Source organism: Acetobacterium paludosum (assembly GCF_008086595.1).
Taxonomy (GTDB): domain Bacteria; phylum Bacillota; class Clostridia; order Eubacteriales; family Eubacteriaceae; genus Acetobacterium; species Acetobacterium paludosum.
The window spans coordinates 91,392-110,008 of record NZ_RXYA01000006.1 but is presented as its reverse complement, the minus strand read 5'-3'; the positions used below and the strand labels follow the sequence as shown (position 1 = coordinate 110,008).

Genomic DNA, 18,617 nt, shown 5'->3' with positions numbered 1-18,617 from the left:
GGGCGATCATTGATCGCCCCTACGATCCTATGTTTGTTTTTTCTGCATATCATAAATTAATGTCATTTGGTCCTGTAGGGGCGGACCTTGCCCGTCCGACTACGCTAATCTTTAAAACCAACATCCACGGGCGATCATGGGTCGCCCCTACGATCCTATTCAGTTAAATCTGTTACTATTTTTTTCAACAGGTCTTTCTTCGTGGTTGCTTCTTCTTCTGTTTTTCCGGTAACTGAAAAATATATTTTCAACTTCGGTTCTGTCCCTGATGGACGAAGAGCAAACCAGGAATAATCATCAAAAATAAATTTCAAAACATTCGATTTAGGAAGATCAATCACTGCTTCCCGACCGGTGGTTAAATCCCGGCTGACACTTGCTTCGTAATCATTGAATTTTAACAATTGGGCATTAGCAAAACCAGTCAGTTTCACCTTGCGGAATTTATTCATAATTTCAATAATTTTGGCCTTGCCTGCAATTCCTTCAAGAGTTAAAGCCATCACATCTTCAATAAAATACCCATGTTTTTCATATAACGCAATCAATGCTTCATAAAGCGTGAGTCCCTGTTTTTCATAATAATCCGCCATTTCACAAACCAGCGCCGAAGCCACCACCGCATCCTTATCCCGGGCGTAATTCCCCGCCAGATAGCCATAGCTTTCTTCATAACCAAAAGCAAAAGTGTATTCCCCGGTTTTTTCATACTCAGTCATACATTCCCCGATATATTTAAACCCCGTTAGAACATCCACCACATTGGCACCATAGCTTTTTGCCACAACGCCGCCAAGCTCACTGGTGACAATGGTTTTGATAACCACTTTATTTTTGGGCAATTCCGGACGGGTTTTGAGGTAATAATCCACTAAAAGTGCGCCGGTTTGATTCCCCGTGAAAACATCAAACTCGCCTTTGGGATTTCTGCCCACAACGCCGACCCGGTCACTATCCGGATCCGTGCCAATGATAATATCCGCGTTACATTTATCGGCCAAAGCCATTGCTAAAGTAAAGACCGAACGATCTTCCGGATTGGGATATGGAGCAGTGGTGAAATTGCCATCGGGCAGTTCCTGTTCCGGCACGACGATGACGTTCTGATAGCCCAGTTCGGCCAGAACCCGACGTACCGGTTTGTTTCCTGAACCATGCAGGGGTGTATAGACAACTTTAAGGGGACTATTCGGGTTAGGATGACAAATCGATGTTACCGCTTTAGTAAACGCATCATCCATCTCTGCCCCGACCATTTGAATTTTTCCCTGGCTCAGGCCTTCCTTTAACGTCAGTTTTTGAATATCGAAAACAGCCTTAACCTTTTCTATCTCGGCAATCAGGGCATCCGCCGATGCGGTAACCATCTGTCCCCCATCCGGGCCATAAACTTTATAGCCGTTGTACTCCTTGGGATTATGGGATGCGGTAATCACAATTCCCCCTGCGGCATTTAAATGGCGCACTGCAAATGACAGCTCTGGAGTTGGTCGAAGCTCCTCAAAAAGATATGCTTTGACGCCCATTTTCGCCAATACCCCGGCTGCTGTTTCAGCAAATGTTCGAGAAAAATTTCTAGAATCATAAGCGATGGCGACACCCTTTTCCGAGTTTTGCGGATCCAGGTTTAAAAGATACTTTCCTAAACCGTAGGTTACCTTGGCGATCATAACGATATTCATCCGGTTTGTGCCGGCCGCCATTTTTCCACGCATTCCGCCCGTACCAAATTCCAATTCGGTATAAAAGCGGTCTTCAATTTCTTTTTCATCCGTAATAGCTTCCAGCTCCTGACGTAATGCCATGTCTAAATCCGCTTGATTAAGCCATTCTTGATATGCTTTTTTATAATCCATTGTAGTTTCCTTTCTTGCATCTGCAGATCACACAACTGATAATCCTGTCGGGGTCAGGTCTTTTCCACGCACCAACGTCAATCTTTTAGCCAAACGTTCACGGACGATCATGGATCGCCCCTACCAACCCATATTTGCTTTTTCTGTTTTTATAAATTAACGTCATTCATCATACCGTAGGGGCGGGTCTTGCCCGCCCGCCAACGTCAATCTTTTAGCCAAACGTTCACGGGCGATTATCAATCGCCCCGACCAACCCATATTTGCTTTTTCTGTTTTTATAAATTAACGTCGTTCATCATACCGTAGGGGCGGGTCTTGCCCGCCCACCAGCGTCAAGCTTTTAGCCAAACGTTCACGGACGATCATGGATCGCCCCTACCAACCCATATTTGCTTTTTCTGTTTTTATAAATTAACGTCATTCATCATACCGTAGGGGCGGGTCTTGCCCGCCCGCCAACGTCAATCTTTTAGCCAAACGTTCACGGACGATCATGGATCGCCCCGACGAACAAAAAATTACTTTTGGGCTAACGCATTAAGGTCTCCAGATATTTTCTGAAATCCGGCCCCAGTTTCTGATCTCTTAAACCAAATTCAACCGTCGCTTCCAAGAAACCAAGCTTGTCCCCGACATCATAGCGCTTTCCGATGAAATCATAGGCGAACATTTTTTCCATCGTCGCCAATGTTTTTAGCCCATCGGTCAGTTGGATTTCTCCGCCGGCACCTTTACCGGTATGCTCCAAAATTTCAAAAATCCCCGGCGTAATAATGTAGCGTCCCAAAATGGCCATGGTTGAAGGGGCCGTTCCAATTGCCGGTTTTTCAACCAGATCATTTACCCGATGCACCCGTTCACCGACCTTTGTCCCGGAAACAATCCCATATTTATTCACCTGGTCCGGAGCCACCTGCTGAACACCAATCACCGACGCCCCATAGGTTTCATAGACCTCAACCATTTGCTTCAATGCCGGTTTGCCATCATTATAAACAATGTCATCCCCCAGCACCACGGCAAACGGTTCATTGCCGACAAATTCCTTTGCACAAAGCACCGCATGACCCAGTCCCTTAGCCTCTTTCTGCCGCACTGAAAAGATTTTGGCCATCTTGGTAATGGCTTCCACTTCCGCTAAAGCCGCCGTTTTTCCGCCGGCACGGAGCAAAGCTTCAAGCTCTGGCACCTTATCAAAATGATTAATGATACTTTCTTTGTTACGTCCGTTAATGATCAGAATTTCTTCAATTCCTGACGCGACAATTTCTTCAATAATGTACTGAATGGTCGGTTTATCCACGATCGGTAGCATTTCTTTGGGCACCGATTTGGTGATCGGTAAAAACCGTGTTCCCAAACCTGCTGCCGGAATAACCGCTTTGCGTATCTTGCTCAATTACTTCACCTCCATTTCGGGAATTCCCAAGCCTGAATAGATAAAGCCTTTCGGCGGTTCTTCTCCAAAAATATTCCTTAAGTCAAATAAATATCGATTTTTCATAACCTGTTTCACCCGTTGTTGATCCATTCCTTTAAATTCTCGCCAATTGGTAATAATTACCAGGGCATCCGCTCCATCAGCCGCTTCGTAAACATCATGACAATAAGTAATCTGATCTTTTTCGTTATGTAATCGCCATTTTGCCTCCCGGTTGCCTTCCGGACAGTAAATTTGAATTGCGGCCCCTCCTTCGACTAAACCTTTAATGATATTAATCGAAGGGGCATCCCGCATGTCTGTAGTTTCCGGTTTATATGATAGCCCCAGAACGCCAATTGTTTTTCCTTCTAAGTTTACCAGTGAACGCTTAATTTTTTCAACCATTTTATTTTTTTGTGTTTCATTCGCATCGATGGCACCTTGAAGCACCTTGAATTCGGTGCCATAGGCTTTGGCAATCTCAACCAGCGCTTTTGAATCCTTAGGCAAATCACTTCCCCCGTACCCCGGTCCGGCATCTAAATATTCCGGACCGATTCGGTAATCCCGGCCGATGCCCCGGGCAACATCAAGGATGTTAGCATTGGCATTTTCACACAGCAAAGCCAATTCATTGATAAAAGAAAGTTTAATCGCCAAAAAGGCATTCACTCCGTATTTTATCATTTCCGCACTTTGGGGATTTGTTATGACATAGTTTTTTTCTTGCACATGAAGGCTGTCGTAAAGATTTTTCAAGCATTCAACTGCCGAATCAGACTCCGACCCGATGACCACCATTTCCGGTACCAGACAATCTTTGATCATGGAGCCTTTTCTGGCAAAATCCGGATTACTGATGACATCAAAAGGAATATCCGCTTCACGCTCATCCAACACCGTTTTGATTGTCTGCTTAATGATCTGACAGGTTCCCGGCGGCACCGTCGATTTGATAACCACAATCACATAATTTTCGATATGATTTCCAATACTCTGAGCAATCGGCTTTATAAATCGCAAATCAGGGACATTATCTGCATTGATCGGTACTTCACATGTGATAAAGATAATTTCACTCTTTTTTATGGCTTCCTGAATATTTGAACTAAAGCGCAACCGACCTGACGCTTCTGAAGCCGCCGTCAGCGCCCTAAGCCCAGGTTCATAAATCGGCATTTCGCCTTCTTTCAGCATATTAATGGTTTCCTCATCGGTATCCACACAGATGACATTGACATCTGAATCCGATAAAATAGAACCATAAGTGATGCCCAGAATACCCATTCCGATAATACAAATATTCATCTTTATCCTCCTTAAAATTGAGTTTATCAACAGCCTGGAATGCTCACTTTTACACTAATCCCAGCATTAATACTTTCGTAAATTATAGCACAGAAACGATTTCATTTAAACACTTGCACCTAAAAACATAACAAAAGCCGAGACTCTTTACGAATCCCAGCTTTTGAATTAACCGTTCTGTTATATTATTTCCGTTCTTTCGCACCGATTCGAATAATTGCTCGTTGTAAGGCAATTTCAGCTCGAGCCGCATCAAACTTACTATCCTTAAGATGCTGCAATGCTCTTTCTTTGGCTTCCTTAGCCCGTTCAATATCAATATCTTCCGGCCATTCCGCCGCATCGGTTAAAATAATTGATTCTTTGGAACCAATCGTGGCGATGCCGCCTAAAAGGGTGCCATATTTTTTCGTTCCATCTCCAAAGAGAATATTAAATGTACCTAGCGCAAGCGTCGTAGTAAAAGGAATATGATCTGGAAGGATTGCAAACTCCCCCTCAGTTCCTCGGACTACAATCCTTTCAACGTCACCGTCATAAAAGACCCCGGTAGGAGAAATGATTTTCAATCTGAAAGTTTTAGCCATTAAAGCTCACCTCAACTAACCTTTTAATTTCTTTGCTTTTGCAACGGCGTCTTCAATGGTTCCTACCATTAAGAAGGCATTTTCTGGTAAATCATCATGTTTTCCTTCAAGAATTTCTTTGAAACCCTTAATGGTGTCTGCAATAGGTACATAGACCCCGGTCGTTCCGGTAAATTGTTCGGCCACATTAAAAGGCTGAGACAGAAAACGCTCAATTTTTCGAGCCCGTGCTACCGTAATCTTATCGGCATCACCTAATTCGTCCATCCCCAAAATTGCGATAATATCCTGCAGTTCTTTATATCGCTGTAAAATTTCCTGAACTTCACGAGCTGTCTCATAGTGTTCCCGGCCAACAATCTTAGGGCTAAGAATATTAGACGTTGAATCTAATGGATCCACGGCTGGATAGATTCCCTTTTCAGTGATCGCACGATTCAATACCGTTGTCGCATCCAAATGGGCAAAAGTAGTTGCTGGAGCCGGATCAGTTAAATCATCGGCAGGTACATAAACTGCTTGAACCGATGTGATCGAACCCTTACTGGTAGAGGTGATACGTTCCTGTAAAGCACCCATTTCAGTCGCTAATGTCGGTTGGTAACCAGCAGCACTTGGCATCCGGCCTAAAAGAGCCGATACTTCAGAACCGGCCTGGGTAAATCGGAAAATATTATCGATGAAAAGAAGCACATCCTGGCCTTCCACATCACGGAAATATTCAGCCATTGTCAGTCCGGAAAGCGCAATCCGCATTCTGGCACCTGGGGGCTCATTCATCTGACCAAAGCATAACGTTGTTTTATCAATAACGCCGGACTCGATCATTTCATAGTAAAGGTCATTTCCTTCACGAGTACGTTCGCCAACCCCTGCAAAAACGGATAAACCACCATGCTGGGTTGCAATATTATTAATTAATTCCTGAATCAATACCGTTTTGCCAACGCCGGCACCGCCGAAGAGACCAATTTTACCGCCACGAACGTAAGGACAGATCAAGTCAACTACTTTAATCCCGGTTTCAAACATTTCCGGTCGTGTCATCAGTTCTTCAAAGGCTGGCGGATGGCAATGAATTGGATTCATTGGAACACCAGTTGTATCAAAAGGTTTTCCATCAATTGGTTTACCCAAAACATTAAACATTCTTCCCAGCGTTGCTTTTCCAACCGGCACCCTGATTGGGCCCCCGGTATCTACAGCGTCCTGGCCTCTGACGAGACCGTCAGTAGAATCCATCGCAATACATCTGACAACATCGTCCCCCAGTAATTGAGCTACCTCAATTACCAAAGTTTGACCATTAAGTTCTATATTTATTGCAGTGTTCAATTTAGGCAGTTCGTCTTTTTTAAATTTAACATCGACGACTGCGCCAATAACCTGAACAACCTTCCCTATATTTTGGGTCATTCCCTGTAACCTCCTTGTGCAAATAATTTACACTGTTAATTTATACATTCATCATTATATCGGCACTGTTTCAGCCAATGGTTTATTTTTCTAACTTAATGCATCAGCCCCGCTGACAATTTCAGAAATTTCCTGGGTAATTGCCGCTTGACGTACTCGGTTAAGCTTAAGTGTTAAATCATCAATCATTTCATTGGCATTTTCGGTTGCCGATTCCATCGCGGTCCGACGTGCACCCTGTTCACTGGCCGCACTTTCAATCATCGCACCATACAATGTGTTTGCGACATAATTAGGAATCAGATATTCCAACAGTGCTTCTGGGTCAGGTTCATAAATCATTCCCGTTAAGCTCTTCTTTTCTTCAACATCCTCAATCTTTTTCTTTGGCTTTAAACCTTCTGCATCTAAGGGCAGAAGCTTCATTAAATAAGGATGCTGAACAAGCGTTGAAATGAATCTGGTATAGACCAGATAGACTTCATCAAATTCCTCTTTTAAATAGGCATCCATAATACCTGCCGTTATTGATTTGGCCGTGAAAAAGTTGGGATTCTCTGAAATACCCAGGTATTCAGCTTGAATTTTATAATCACGATTTTTAAAATGATCCCGGCCGCGCGATCCAATCGTGTATAAAACTGTATTATCTTTGTTTTTTAAGTGAGACTCAACCCGTTTGCAAATATTTCCATTGTAGCCGCCAGCCAAACCTTTATCACCAGTAATGATAATATAAGCGGTTTTTTTAACTTCACGCTGGTTCATTAAAGCATTTTTGCTTTTTCCCGTTCGTTCCACAATATTACCCATACTTAAAATCATCGCCTCAAAATAAGGATAGCGTTGCTCAGCAAGCCCACGGCTTTTTTTGAGCTTCGCAGACGCCACCAGCTCCATGGCATGAGTGATTTGTTTGGTACTGTTCACACTTTTTATCCGACGTTTAATATCTTGAACATTCTCTGCCACTAGAAATCACCTCCGATGACAATCTATTTAGATGCCAAGAAAACTTTTTTATAAGCCTCTAAACATTCTTTAAAACCTGCAACAACTTCATCTGAAAGGCCGTCTTTTCCTCTGGCCTTCTCCATAATTCCGGCATGATTTTTATGGGCATACACCATTAGACCTTTTTCAAATTCCTGAATATCTTTAACTTCGATATCAAGGATGAAATTGTTGGTTGCCGCATAAAGAATCAGAACCTGGTCTTCAACCAGCATCGGATCATATTGATCTTGTTTTAAGATCTCAACAATTCGTGCCCCTTTGGCCAGCTGAGCTTTTGTAACATCATCAAGGTCTGATCCAAACTGAGCAAAAGAAGCCAACTCACGATATTGAGCATATTCAATACGCAGTGGTCCGGCAACCTTTTTCATTGACTTAATTTGGGCATCCCCACCAACTCGAGATACTGAAATCCCCGGGTTAACAGCGGGACGAATACCAGAACGGAAAAGTTCTGCTTCAAGGAAGATTTGTCCATCTGTAATAGAAATTACATTGGTCGGAATATAGGCTGATACATCGCCAGCCTGAGTTTCAATAATTGGCAATGCGGTGATGGAACCACCCGCTTTTAGTTTTGCAGCACGTTCCAACAAACGTGAATGGAGGTAGAAAACATCCCCTGGATAAGCTTCACGACCTGGCGGACGACGAAGAATCAGGGACATGGCACGGTAAGCCACCGCATGTTTTGATAAATCATCATAAATGATGAGGACATCCTTTTGTTGTTCATTCATAAAGTATTCCGCCATTGTAACACCTGCATAAGGTGCTAAATATTGGAGTGGAGCCAATTCAGCCGCTCCAGCTGCAACGATAATGGTATAATCCATTGCTTTGCTTTCTTCCAATTGTCCAACAATCTGGGCAACGGTTGATTCTTTTTGGCCAATGGCGACATAGATACAGATAACATCTTCACCTTTTTGGTTAATAATGGTATCAATGGCCAAAGCGGTTTTACCGGTTTGTCTGTCACCAATAATTAACTCACGTTGACCACGTCCGATCGGAATCATCGAATCGACGGATTTATAACCTGTTTGAATTGGTTGATTAACACCCTCACGTTCGATAACACCAGGCGCTTTAACTTCAACTGGGCGATGGAATTCTGTAACAATGGGTCCTTTTCCATCAATCGGAATACCTAAAGTATTCACAACACGGCCGATCATGGCCTCACCAACCGGTACTTCAACAATACGACCGGTACAACGAACAACATCACCTTCAACAATGTTATCATCATAACCTAAAAGAACACAACCAACGTTATCTTCTTCAAGATTCAGTACCATCCCATAAACATCATTAGGGAAAGCCAACAGTTCGCCAGCCATGGCATTTTCCAAACCATGAACACGACAAACGCCATCCCCTACTGTTATGACTGTACCAACATCGACGACTTCAAGTTTATCTTGATACCGTTCTATTTCACTTTTAATAATTTGACTTATTTCCTCTGGTCGGAGATTCAACTTTACTCACCTCGTTTATTATAGTCTTATACTGTTCATTTGCGTTTTCATTTGATTTAACTGATTTCTAATGCTGCCATCGATGATCTGATCCCCTACGTAAACCACAGCGCCGCCAATAATGGTTTCATCAATTTGATTATCAAGAATTACCTTTTTATCAAAACGCTTTTCCAGGTTTTTTTCAAGTGCAACGCGAAGGGTTTCGTCCAAGGGCACCGCAGTTTTTACAACGGCCTCAACTGTATTTTTATACGGAAATACAAGCTGTCTGAAGGTCTCATTAATCTCTAGCACATATTCGAAGCGGCTTCTGTCTAAAAGGATATCCAGAAAATTTCTCAAATATTGATTAAGTGACTTTTCCCCATAAATCCGGTTTAAAATTTCCTTCTTCTCAGAATTATTAATCGAAGGGGTCAGCATGAGATCCATTAATTCTGCCTCAGACTTGAAAAGATCAATCACCGTCGAAAACTCATCGAACACTTCATCAACAATATTTTTATCAACGGCAGTGTCAAATAAGGCCTGGGCATATCTTTTCGCTACTAAACTCATTTAGCTTCTCCTACCTTATCAATAAAGTCTAAAATCATGGCTTCGTGTTGTTTCGGATCCATTTCCTTGTGAATAATCTTTTCAGCTGCAAAGAGCGAAAGATCGACGATGTTGGTTTTAACCTCATTCATGGCCTTGCTCTTTTCAAGTTCGATTTCAGCATTAGCCTTATCAAGAATTCCTTTTGCTTCGGTATGAGCCTTATCAAGAATTGCCTGTCGCTGAGCCTGAGCTTCAGCATTGGCATCCCGAATAATTTCACGCTCTTGCCCCTTAATATCAGCCAATAATCCTTCATATTCGAGTTTTAATTGACCAGCTGAAACATTTTTTTCTTCAGCACCTGTAATTTCAGCCGTAATGCTGTCTTGTCTTTTTGCGATAATACCTTTAATCGCATCATAAAAGAAATGTTTTACAATGAAAAAGAAAATTACGAAATTGATGAGTGTTGCAATCATTACTCTTGCGTCTATACTGATTAATCCAGTTGTTTCCAATATTATAGCCCCCTTTCCAATTTAAAATCATTGAAGTTTTTCATATCAGAGCCACCCAGTCTTAAACCCAGGGATTAGCAAAGATTAATATTAGTGCCACAATCAGTGCGTAAATACCGCATGTTTCAGCTACTGCAGCACCAATCAACATGGTTTTGATAATATCGCCCTGTGCTTCCGGCTGACGTCCAACTGCTTCTGCCGCTTTACCAGCTGCATAACCCTGGCCAAGCCCTGGTCCGATACCGCCGATCATTGCCAGTCCTGCTCCTATTGCTGAAGCTGCTTTAATAATACTTAATCCGTCCATTTTTTCCTCCTAAATTTTATTAAATGTTATAACTTTTTCAAATAAAAAATTTTTATATCAGAGCCACCCAGTCTCAAACCCAGGGATTAGCAAAGATTAATATTAGTGCCACGATCAATGCGTAAATACCGCATGTTTCAGCTACTGCAGCACCAATCAACATGGTTTTGATAATATCGCCCTGTGCTTCTGGCTGACGTCCAACCGCTTCTGCTGCTTTACCAGCTGCATAACCCTGGCCAAGCCCTGGTCCGATACCGCCGATCATTGCCAATCCTGCTCCTATTGCTGAAGCTGCTTTAATAATACTTAATCCGTCCATTTCTTCCTCCTAAATTTTTTCTAAATATTTTTTTCCCTGCCTAAAGGGATTTGTAAATAGCAAAGTCAATTTGACAATCTACCCATCAATACTGCCGATTTCAGCTGTACCCGTTTAAATAATCAACTCGGCATTACTGTCAACCATTACATTTTTTGCTTTGCCTCTTGATCAATCATCCATTCCTCTGGCAATAAACACCATGGTCAGCATTGAAAAGATAAAGGCTTGGATACATCCAACAAATAAATCGAAATAGAAATGCAATGGAATTGGAATGATTAACGCCAAATACGTCAACCCTGATAAGCCTTCATAAGCCAAAAGCATGATGATAATTCCGCCGACTAAGTTACCGAAGATACGAAAAGTCATCGAAACAGGTCTTGAAAATTTTTCAATAATGTTAATTGGCAGCATAAAAGGATAGGGTTCAATATATTCTTTGAAATAGCCTTTTGGGCCCCTACCCTTCCAGGTGTAGACTTCAATCAAGACAAATGTAATTAATGCTAATGTCAATGGAAAACTTATATCCCCTGTTGGCGATCTCAGACCATAGAGTCCACAGGTATTTGCAAAAATAAGGAACATCATAAGAGATAGTATATATGGCGCAAATTTCATTTTATCTTTGCCCATCGTCGAACCGACAAGATTATCGATGGCGGTGACGATGCCTTCACCGATGACTTGAGCCTTTCCCGGATGTTTTTTTAAATTCCTTGTGAGAACGAAACACATCACGAAAGCTATTGCCATGGTTATCCATGTGTTCACTAATGTTTCGGATACCGGTAACCCGAAGAGATACCCGAAAAGCTTTGGACCATTCATTGTTCTTTCACCTCATTGTCCAGACTCGTTTGAATAAACACATTCAAACTGTCTTTTGTGATTTTTTGATTCTTATTCACGCTTCATTTTCTGAAACGTTTTTTGGGGATAAAAACCCATTAAGATAAATTGAGAGTTTCACAGCAATCAAACCCAGAAAAACACCAATGATATTTAACCAGGGATTAATGAGTGCCACATATATAACAACACCGGTGATAAGGTATCTCAAGAAATATCTGGTCTGAATATAACTTTGAGCCTTTGCCGATGGCATTTTTATTGCTTTTTCAAAAGTCAGTTGCATTAATCTGAAATTAAGAATGCTGTAGAGGCCTCCAAAGAAAACCCCAAGCACATATTTTATTGGCTCTGCCGCCATAAAGGCAAACAGCATGAGTCCCAAACTAACAAATCCGGCGCCGATCATTACCTTTGCCTCGAAAGACAGATTAGTCGTTTTCATTCTTATTTTCACTATCCTTTTTATTCTCTTTTTCTTTTTCTTTTTCGTATTCATATTGACTCCGCTTATTATACTCCATGGACTGTTTATTCATCTTCATGGGAATTGTATATAACTCCCGCAGCCCGGCAATCACACCCAGGATGATGCAGATAATCATGACGATCGGTCCGGTGTTAAAAAAGTAATTCAGCGCCTTTCCCACGAAAAGCATGAGTACGATGGGAACAACCGTTGAAATCGCCAGCTGAGTAATGATGGTAAGATATTTATAAGGTGAATCTTTTTTAGGCGAATCTCTTTTTGAATCCATTGGCCTGCTCCATTCTCCTAAGCAAGAACTTTTTTCATCTTATTTAGTATTTTTTTCACTTTTTTCGGCAAAATTCTGTGTTCCTGTAAAAAATTGCTGTATTTTTGATCAAAATCATCTTATTCCAACAACTTTCACATATAATACCACATTTTTTTACACTTGTATATACAGCAATTTCTTTTTTTACTATTTCAAGTATTTTTTTTCGATCTCGCGAATCTTATCGATTCGCCGTTGATGACGCCCGCCGGCAAATTCCGTTTCCAGAAAAACCTTTACAATCCGCAGGGCCAAACCCTCGCCAATAACTCTTGCTCCCAATGCCAGCACATTGGCATCGTTATGCTCCCGGGACATCGCTGCCATAAATTCGTTGGTGCACACGCCCCCGCGAATACCGGGAATCTTATTAGCTGCCACGGATATTCCAATGCCGGTACCGCAAATGACAATCCCCCGATCGCAATCGCCAAAACTGACGGCTTCTCCGACCCTTTGCCCATAGATTGGATAGTCGCAGGATTCATGGGACTCGGTTCCAAAATCGACAACTTCATGACCCAGTTCAATTAAGTAGGGTTTTATGACTTCTTTCAAATCAAAACCCCCATGATCCGAACCAATTGCTATTTTCATTTCGTCCTCCTTTTTTTAAATAAATGTATAGCCTGCCGCTTTATAAAGGCGGTTAATCAAAGCCAATGTTTCATTGTTCAAGGCAATGTCTTCAGCGTATATTTTTTCGACCCCAAGCTCATCAAAGGTACGCAACCGTGAAAAGAGATTTTTCGCCATTTCTCGGGGATCTTTTTGACTTCCCAGAGAAATAATCAAACCTTCATGGTAACACCCCATGGTTTCATCGCTTGCCAGTATCCCAATCGACAGGGGCTTTCCGCGATAGCGGGAGACCGCATTGTTGATCTTCTCGCTGATCTCCGTTGTTGAGCCTTTAACGATCACCAGATCCCCTTTGGGCGAATAGTGGGTATATTTCATTCCCGGCGACAATACCTTCTCAGGCACAACATTTTCAGTGACATTGGCTGAAACCAGCACCTCGCCTAAAACCTCGCGAAGCTCAGCCACCGTCACATCCCCCGGACGAAGCACCACCGGCGGTTCCGCCGTCATATCAATCACCGTCGATTCCAATCCGATTTCGGTATCCGAAGAAAGAATAATCGCCGCAACCCGGCCATCCAGATCCTCAAGAACATGTTTTCCCTGGGTCGGACTGGGCCGTCCGGAACGGTTTGCACTGGGAGCCGCAATCGGATACCCAGCCATTTTAATAAACGCCCGGGCAATCGGATGATCCGGGAAACGAATGCCGACGGTATTCAGTCCGGCCGAAACTTCAGCGGGAATCAGCGCTGATTTTTCCATAATCAAAGTCAGCGGTCCCGGCCAAAAGACATCCATCAGCTGCTTGGCTTTAGGCGGAATCCCGGCAACCAAACAGTCCACCTCAGCAATTTCTGAAACATGAACAATCAGGGGATTATCATTCGGACGCCCTTTGGCGATAAAGATTTTTTTCACCGCTTCGGGATCAAACGCATTTGCCCCTAATCCATAAACCGTTTCGGTTGGGAAAACGACTGTTTCACCTTTTTTTATCAGTGCCGCCACTTCTTCTAAAGCTTTTAACCCAGTCTCATCAAGACTTTCTATCGCAATTATTTTAGTTTTCATGATCTTAAAAAGATGACCTCCCGATCTACTCAGCTTCACTCAACAAACGCTGTTTCAATGTCCACAGCGCCTCAGACAGATCGACATGATAAACATGAGGATTGACCATCCGCTTAAAAGCCGGCCATAGGTTGGCTTTTTCATTTCTAAGGTGTTCCTGAATGTCTGAAATTTTCGGACAGTTGTAAACACATTTTCCCTTGATAAAAACCGGCAGCAGGAGTTCGCGGACATAGTAATCCGTGATGATTCTTTTTTTCCAGGTATAAACCGGATGGAAAATCGTCAATGGTTCATTCACATCGATGCGTTCATTGTCCAGCGTCAATAAATCGGCCAATGCCATATCATTGCTCTTTCCATAAATCCGATAGATCTTTTTATAACCGGGGTTTGTAATTTTCACCGGATCGTCGGAAACTTTTAATTTTGGTTTTCCGGCAATGACGGATAGTTTATACACCCCGCCTAAAGAAGGGCAATCATAAGCGGTAATAAGCTTCGTTCCAACGCCCCATGAGTCGATCTTAGCCCCCTGAATTTTTAAATCCTTAATCAAATGTTCATCCAGATCCGAAGATGCCACAATCACGGCCTTTTCCAAACCCGCTTTATCCAGCATCTTCCGAGCTTCCGCGCTTAAATAAGCCAGGTCTCCAGAATCAATCCGAATCCCGTATCCTTTGGTCATCGTTTTATCTGCCAGGGCTTTATTTAACACCTTAATCGCATTCGGCACCCCTTGTGTCAGGGTGTTGTAAGTATCGACCAAAAGAACAGCATTGTCGGGATTATATTTCACAAACTTTTCAAAGGCTTCCAACTCCGTATCATAACTGAGAATGAAGCTGTGGCTCATGGTTCCCATGGAGGGACGATCCAGCATGGCTTCCGTTTCCACCACGCTGGTTCCCACACATCCGCCAATCACTGCCGCCCGGGCGCCATAATAACCTGCTTCCGTTCCATGAGCGCGACGAAGACCAAACTCCATCACCGCATCCCCCTGGGCTTCCTCAATAATACGAGCCGCCTTGGTGGCAATTAGGGTTTGATGATTCACAATACTTAATATCGTTGTTTCGACAATCTGGGCCTGGACCAGCGGGGCTTTCACCCGAACAATCGGTTCCATTGGAAAGATAATCGTCCCCTCGGGAACGGCAAAAATTTCCCCTTCAAATTTAAAATTCTCTAAATAGTCCAAAAACACATCTGAAAATTCCGGATGATTTTTTTTGAGCAATGCCGTATCTTCTTTTGAAAAACGGATGCCATTGATGTAGTCGATGACCTGTTCTAAACCAGCTGCCACGGTGTAACCACCCTGAAAAGGGTTATTTCTAATAAAAACATCAAAAACAGCTTCTTCATTAGCTTTGCCATCTTGAACATATACATTCCCCATGGTAAATTGATAAAGATCCGTTGCAAGCTGAAGCTTTCGATCAAATTGCATACTAAATTCTCCTTCTTTTCACACTGAATATTATTTTATCACTATATCCTGATAAAAACCAAACTTTTTCAATATAAATATTTGCAGCCATTGTTTGGTTTTTCTGCCTCTTTTTTATGAATTCGTTTGCTTTTATTACTTTGTTAAAAAACATACAATCGAACCAACAAAATTTTGTATCAAAAGTTAATGGAAAAAAGAAATGCTTTCGCATTTCTTTATTTTTTACGAATAATTTTACTCATCAGCTGCAGCTGTCACAGTCGCCGTCACAATCATCGTCTGCGTCACAGTCACCATGCTGGGCAAGATCCATAGCGATGGCGGTGTCCCGTCTTTCGCGAGCCGCGTATATTTCCAGATCACTCCAGGGCAGTCCGCCCCATTTTGCCAATTCAAGATCGGTCGGGTATTCCCCTTCGGATTCGACTTTGCCATCAACGATTACCAACGGCAGACAGTCCGTTCCTTTCTCTACCAGCGCCTTTTTTACCAGATCACTGGCCAGAAAAGCCGGACCGTCATCCATCACATTATAGCGGGAAACCGAAACGCCCTGCCCTCTTAAATCTGCGACCATGTGTTCAATCCGCAGCAAATCCGCTTCAATCATGGGATCACAGGCACCGGATGCACAGCCGCCCGGTTCATATATTTCAATTCTTTTCATTTTTTGCCTCCTGTATCTTGGTAATTATAGTATCATAAGGAAAATATTTTGCAATACCAAAATACTGTATCGAAGTTTTAATTTATACAGACACTAACTACACATGTGATTCCACTTATATTCCAACGATTTTCACCCAATACTTATTTCCCGTTGTCGTTGCAGTTGGATCCGTAGGCGGTGTAATAGTTATATCGTCGCTCGTCCAGATATATACTGAATTGCCATATTCATATAAATTTCCAAATGTAGGTTGTGGTCCTGTCCAAACATCTCCGCTAACATTCTTCGATTTATATACTGGGGTAGACGTTGTTATTTCAATAAATTTTTTCTGATCAGCTAGACTTAACCATCTATAAAAGCCATCAGTTGAAGGAAAAAAGCTGTAAAAAGATTGAGATAAATGATCAATTGCTACATAGGTTCCGCCTTCAATAAACCAAGACGAATAACTGTAAACCGCGCCAATTTTTGTTTCAGCATACCAATTCCAGATCCACCCATATGGATCCCAATTTGAATAAAGGTGTTCAAAATAATCTTCCACATTTTTTACCGTATCCACATTTTCAAGCTTTATGAAATGTGCTGTATAGGTTGTTGTTATATAAACATCACCTTTGGGCGGATCAAAGTTCATACTTGTTCCCACCCGGTTTCCCTTACTGTCAACCCATTCCAGGAATTTGTAACCATTATTCGCTGTAGCGGTTGAACCACCTGCCGTTTTCGCCAACGCCTTGATGACTTCACTGGTAGGGCTAACTGCACCACCTGGACCGGCGGTGTAGGTAATCGTCACATCATTTTCGTTGAAATTGGCCGTATAGGTTGCTGCTGCCAGGGCTGGTTTAATAAATGCCGCAACAGGGCTGACAACCGTCCCATTTTTTGTCCAGTTACTGAACGTATAGCCCATGTTGGCCGTAGCGGTTGAACCGCTGACCGATCCATTGCTCGCATCCACTGTTTCACTTATTCTAGATACAACCCCACCTATCGCTGCGACATAGTTGATCGTCACCTTGTTATCAACCGGTGCATCCGGATCTTTCCCGGCCGGCGTTGTAACCGGTATGACATTTGCAATCTCACCATCATGTTTATCACAGTAAACATTAAGGCTGCCATTGTCTGTCTGCGTATAGTAATTTCCTCCATCTTTACAAATTCCGGCAACCATTATTTTTCCGTCTTTTTCGATTACCTTTATATCCGATTTTTCCAATGATTTAAGATTTACATTGAATTCATCATCAATGGCTTGGAAGAATAGGTTGTTTCTTAACGTCACTTGAGCTGGCTCATCCCCATCAATTTTTACACTCTCGGTTGGCGATTTTGTCAGGTTTTTTTGTGCCTGTTGGCAGTCACGTGTCAGCATTGCCGTATTTGAGGCACATTCCTTCGCTTGCGAATCCTTCACAAAACCCAAATATATGGGTATCGCAAAAGCGGCAACAATTGCCATTATTACCAATGTTACGACAAGCTCCATCATCGTAAAACCAGCTCTGTTTTTTAAGATACCCGCCTTTGTAAACATCCGAGCCCTAATTCTTTCCATTCCTCAAACACATCAAACATGTCTCAAGAATAATCTAATTGAAATGCCGCACTGTTATTTTACCGCTTGTCAAAGCATCAGTGCTACTCTCAATTACCCAAAGTCACTACCAGGTATTGTTTAGTTGCTCCGCCATTATTATTAAGCGACACCGAATTAAACAAATTTTTTCCGGATGCATTCGTCACATTCGGCACATTATTGTTATTAACCTTGATGTTGTTCATTACCACGCCGCCTTTTAATATACTCATTGTTGTATCAACCGGTACAAGTTCATAATTTAAAGTATATGCATCGATATAGACCGTCTTTCCATTAGCATCGACATACGTCTTTTGAACGGCCACCACATCAATATCCGAAATCTGGGGAATGGTATTGATGATTTTTGAAAATTGTTTCCGTCCCAGACTATCCAGTACCGGATCACCATTGGTATTGACCACTAAAGACATGATGACTTCTTCACAGGTCCCATCCGCTTTAAAGCCAATACTGTAACTTTTTCCAGCATCCTCTTTGGGCGCATCCGCAAGCGCGGCGGCGGTTGCCACCGGCAATACCTCCTGCAGATTCGTTTCGGTATTGGTAATCGTCCCTTCCTTATAGCTGATATTTTCTCCTCGTGTATACACTTTTGTCGCAATAAAATAGACAGACCCTGCGGAAACTAAAAGAATGGATGTAATCAACAAAGCCACAATCAACTCAATTAATGTGAACCCACTATTTTTTTTTATTTTTTTTTGCATTTCTTTCATTTTCTCGCCCCCTGCCATTCAATCTATTTCATTTTTTCTGTTATTTT

20 protein-coding genes are annotated in these 18,617 nt (G+C 42.4%); all 20 read right to left on the bottom strand.

From position 1 onward, the window contains the following. Positions 1–155 precede the first annotated feature (155 nt). The 20 genes from FZC41_RS07935 to FZC41_RS07840 all read right to left on the bottom strand — a co-directional run bounded on the left by FZC41_RS07935 (position 156) and on the right by FZC41_RS07840 (position 18,570). Positions 156–1,856, bottom strand: coding sequence for a phospho-sugar mutase (locus FZC41_RS07935; RefSeq protein ID WP_148566867.1), 1,701 nt, complete (start codon positions 1,854–1,856; stop codon positions 156–158). Between the two features lie 532 nt (positions 1,857–2,388). Next, positions 2,389–3,258 carry a UTP--glucose-1-phosphate uridylyltransferase GalU gene (galU, locus tag FZC41_RS07930; RefSeq protein ID WP_148566866.1) on the bottom strand — a complete coding sequence of 290 codons (870 nt, stop codon included), beginning with the start codon at positions 3,256–3,258 and terminating at the stop codon, positions 2,389–2,391. Then, a complete protein-coding gene (locus FZC41_RS07925; protein WP_148566865.1) occupies positions 3,259–4,590 on the bottom strand; it encodes a UDP-glucose dehydrogenase family protein in 1,332 nt (443 codons plus the stop codon). Between the two features lie 185 nt (positions 4,591–4,775). Further along, complete coding sequence (gene atpC / locus FZC41_RS07920) at positions 4,776–5,177, bottom strand: ATP synthase F1 subunit epsilon (protein WP_148566864.1); 402 nt, start codon at positions 5,175–5,177, stop codon at positions 4,776–4,778. 15 nt (positions 5,178–5,192) lie between these two features. Beyond that, complete coding sequence (atpD, locus tag FZC41_RS07915; protein WP_148566863.1) at positions 5,193–6,593, bottom strand: F0F1 ATP synthase subunit beta; 1,401 nt, start codon at positions 6,591–6,593, stop codon at positions 5,193–5,195. Positions 6,594–6,683: 90 nt separating this feature from the next. Further along, positions 6,684–7,565 (bottom strand): ATP synthase F1 subunit gamma, encoded by an 882-nt coding sequence (gene atpG, locus FZC41_RS07910; protein ID WP_148566862.1) that lies wholly within the window; start codon positions 7,563–7,565, stop codon positions 6,684–6,686. A 23-nt stretch (positions 7,566–7,588) separates the two neighbouring features. Continuing rightward, entirely contained in the window at positions 7,589–9,097 is a 1,509-nt protein-coding gene (atpA, locus tag FZC41_RS07905) for a F0F1 ATP synthase subunit alpha (protein WP_148566861.1), read from the bottom strand. A gap of 18 nt (positions 9,098–9,115) precedes the next feature. Then, positions 9,116–9,658: a F0F1 ATP synthase subunit delta gene (locus FZC41_RS07900; protein ID WP_148566860.1), complete on the bottom strand. Its 543-nt coding sequence runs from the start codon at positions 9,656–9,658 to the stop codon at positions 9,116–9,118. Next, a complete protein-coding gene (locus FZC41_RS07895; protein ID WP_148566859.1) occupies positions 9,655–10,158 on the bottom strand; it encodes a F0F1 ATP synthase subunit B in 504 nt (167 codons plus the stop codon). Before FZC41_RS07895 ends, FZC41_RS07900 begins: the two co-directional genes overlap by 4 nt. A gap of 61 nt (positions 10,159–10,219) precedes the next feature. Beyond that, on the bottom strand, positions 10,220–10,468 hold the full coding sequence (gene atpE / locus FZC41_RS07890; RefSeq protein WP_148566858.1) for an ATP synthase F0 subunit C: 249 nt from the start codon (positions 10,466–10,468) through the stop codon (positions 10,220–10,222). Positions 10,469–10,541: 73 nt separating this feature from the next. Continuing rightward, positions 10,542–10,790: an ATP synthase F0 subunit C gene (atpE, locus tag FZC41_RS07885; protein WP_148566858.1), complete on the bottom strand. Its 249-nt coding sequence runs from the start codon at positions 10,788–10,790 to the stop codon at positions 10,542–10,544. Between the two features lie 171 nt (positions 10,791–10,961). Beyond that, positions 10,962–11,627 (bottom strand): F0F1 ATP synthase subunit A, encoded by a 666-nt coding sequence (gene atpB, locus FZC41_RS07880; RefSeq protein WP_148566857.1) that lies wholly within the window; start codon positions 11,625–11,627, stop codon positions 10,962–10,964. A gap of 76 nt (positions 11,628–11,703) precedes the next feature. After that, positions 11,704–12,093: an ATP synthase subunit I gene (locus FZC41_RS07875; RefSeq protein WP_170253908.1), complete on the bottom strand. Its 390-nt coding sequence runs from the start codon at positions 12,091–12,093 to the stop codon at positions 11,704–11,706. Further along, the gene (locus FZC41_RS07870; protein ID WP_148566855.1) at positions 12,080–12,406 is read right to left on the bottom strand and encodes an AtpZ/AtpI family protein; all 327 of its coding nucleotides are present in this window, start codon (positions 12,404–12,406) and stop codon (positions 12,080–12,082) included. Before FZC41_RS07870 ends, FZC41_RS07875 begins: the two co-directional genes overlap by 14 nt. 189 nt (positions 12,407–12,595) lie before the next feature. Next, positions 12,596–13,045: a ribose 5-phosphate isomerase B gene (rpiB, locus tag FZC41_RS07865; protein WP_148566854.1), complete on the bottom strand. Its 450-nt coding sequence runs from the start codon at positions 13,043–13,045 to the stop codon at positions 12,596–12,598. A 15-nt stretch (positions 13,046–13,060) separates the two neighbouring features. After that, positions 13,061–14,107, bottom strand: coding sequence for an L-threonylcarbamoyladenylate synthase (locus FZC41_RS07860; RefSeq protein ID WP_148566853.1), 1,047 nt, complete (start codon positions 14,105–14,107; stop codon positions 13,061–13,063). 25 nt (positions 14,108–14,132) lie between these two features. Continuing rightward, positions 14,133–15,566, bottom strand: a complete 1,434-nt coding sequence (locus tag FZC41_RS07855) for a nicotinate phosphoribosyltransferase (RefSeq protein ID WP_148566852.1) — start codon at positions 15,564–15,566, stop codon at positions 14,133–14,135. A gap of 244 nt (positions 15,567–15,810) precedes the next feature. Further along, positions 15,811–16,236, bottom strand: a complete 426-nt coding sequence (locus tag FZC41_RS07850; protein ID WP_148566851.1) for an arsenic metallochaperone ArsD family protein — start codon at positions 16,234–16,236, stop codon at positions 15,811–15,813. Positions 16,237–16,351: 115 nt separating this feature from the next. Beyond that, positions 16,352–17,806: an InlB B-repeat-containing protein gene (locus FZC41_RS07845; RefSeq protein ID WP_148566850.1), complete on the bottom strand. Its 1,455-nt coding sequence runs from the start codon at positions 17,804–17,806 to the stop codon at positions 16,352–16,354. A gap of 89 nt (positions 17,807–17,895) precedes the next feature. Further along, positions 17,896–18,570: a PulJ/GspJ family protein gene (locus FZC41_RS07840; RefSeq protein WP_170253907.1), complete on the bottom strand. Its 675-nt coding sequence runs from the start codon at positions 18,568–18,570 to the stop codon at positions 17,896–17,898. Positions 18,571–18,617 lie beyond the last annotated feature (47 nt).

Bases quoted from the DNA above. Each gene is read 5' to 3' on its own strand.
- FZC41_RS07925 (WP_148566865.1), bottom strand. From the start codon at position 4,590: ATGAATATTTGTATTATCGGAATGGGTATTCTGGGCATCACTTATGGT.
- atpE (WP_148566858.1), bottom strand. From the start codon at position 10,468: ATGGACGGATTAAGTATTATTAAAGCAGCTTCAGCAATAGGAGCAGGA.
- FZC41_RS07845 (WP_148566850.1), bottom strand. From the start codon at position 17,806: ATGGAAAGAATTAGGGCTCGGATGTTTACAAAGGCGGGTATCTTAAAA.
- FZC41_RS07935 (WP_148566867.1), bottom strand. From the start codon at position 1,856: ATGGATTATAAAAAAGCATATCAAGAATGGCTTAATCAAGCGGATTTA.
- atpB (WP_148566857.1), bottom strand. From the start codon at position 11,627: ATGAATGGTCCAAAGCTTTTCGGGTATCTCTTCGGGTTACCGGTATCC.
- FZC41_RS07870 (WP_148566855.1), bottom strand. From the start codon at position 12,406: ATGGATTCAAAAAGAGATTCGCCTAAAAAAGATTCACCTTATAAATAT.
- rpiB (WP_148566854.1), bottom strand. From the start codon at position 13,045: ATGAAAATAGCAATTGGTTCGGATCATGGGGGTTTTGATTTGAAAGAA.
- atpD (WP_148566863.1), bottom strand. From the start codon at position 6,593: ATGACCCAAAATATAGGGAAGGTTGTTCAGGTTATTGGCGCAGTCGTC.
- FZC41_RS07840 (WP_170253907.1), bottom strand. From the start codon at position 18,570: ATGAAAGAAATGCAAAAAAAAATAAAAAAAAATAGTGGGTTCACATTA.
- FZC41_RS07855 (WP_148566852.1), bottom strand. From the start codon at position 15,566: ATGCAATTTGATCGAAAGCTTCAGCTTGCAACGGATCTTTATCAATTT.
- FZC41_RS07850 (WP_148566851.1), bottom strand. From the start codon at position 16,236: ATGAAAAGAATTGAAATATATGAACCGGGCGGCTGTGCATCCGGTGCC.
- FZC41_RS07900 (WP_148566860.1), bottom strand. From the start codon at position 9,658: ATGAGTTTAGTAGCGAAAAGATATGCCCAGGCCTTATTTGACACTGCC.
- atpC (WP_148566864.1), bottom strand. From the start codon at position 5,177: ATGGCTAAAACTTTCAGATTGAAAATCATTTCTCCTACCGGGGTCTTT.
- atpE (WP_148566858.1), bottom strand. From the start codon at position 10,790: ATGGACGGATTAAGTATTATTAAAGCAGCTTCAGCAATAGGAGCAGGA.
- FZC41_RS07875 (WP_170253908.1), bottom strand. From the start codon at position 12,093: ATGAAAACGACTAATCTGTCTTTCGAGGCAAAGGTAATGATCGGCGCC.
- FZC41_RS07860 (WP_148566853.1), bottom strand. From the start codon at position 14,107: ATGAAAACTAAAATAATTGCGATAGAAAGTCTTGATGAGACTGGGTTA.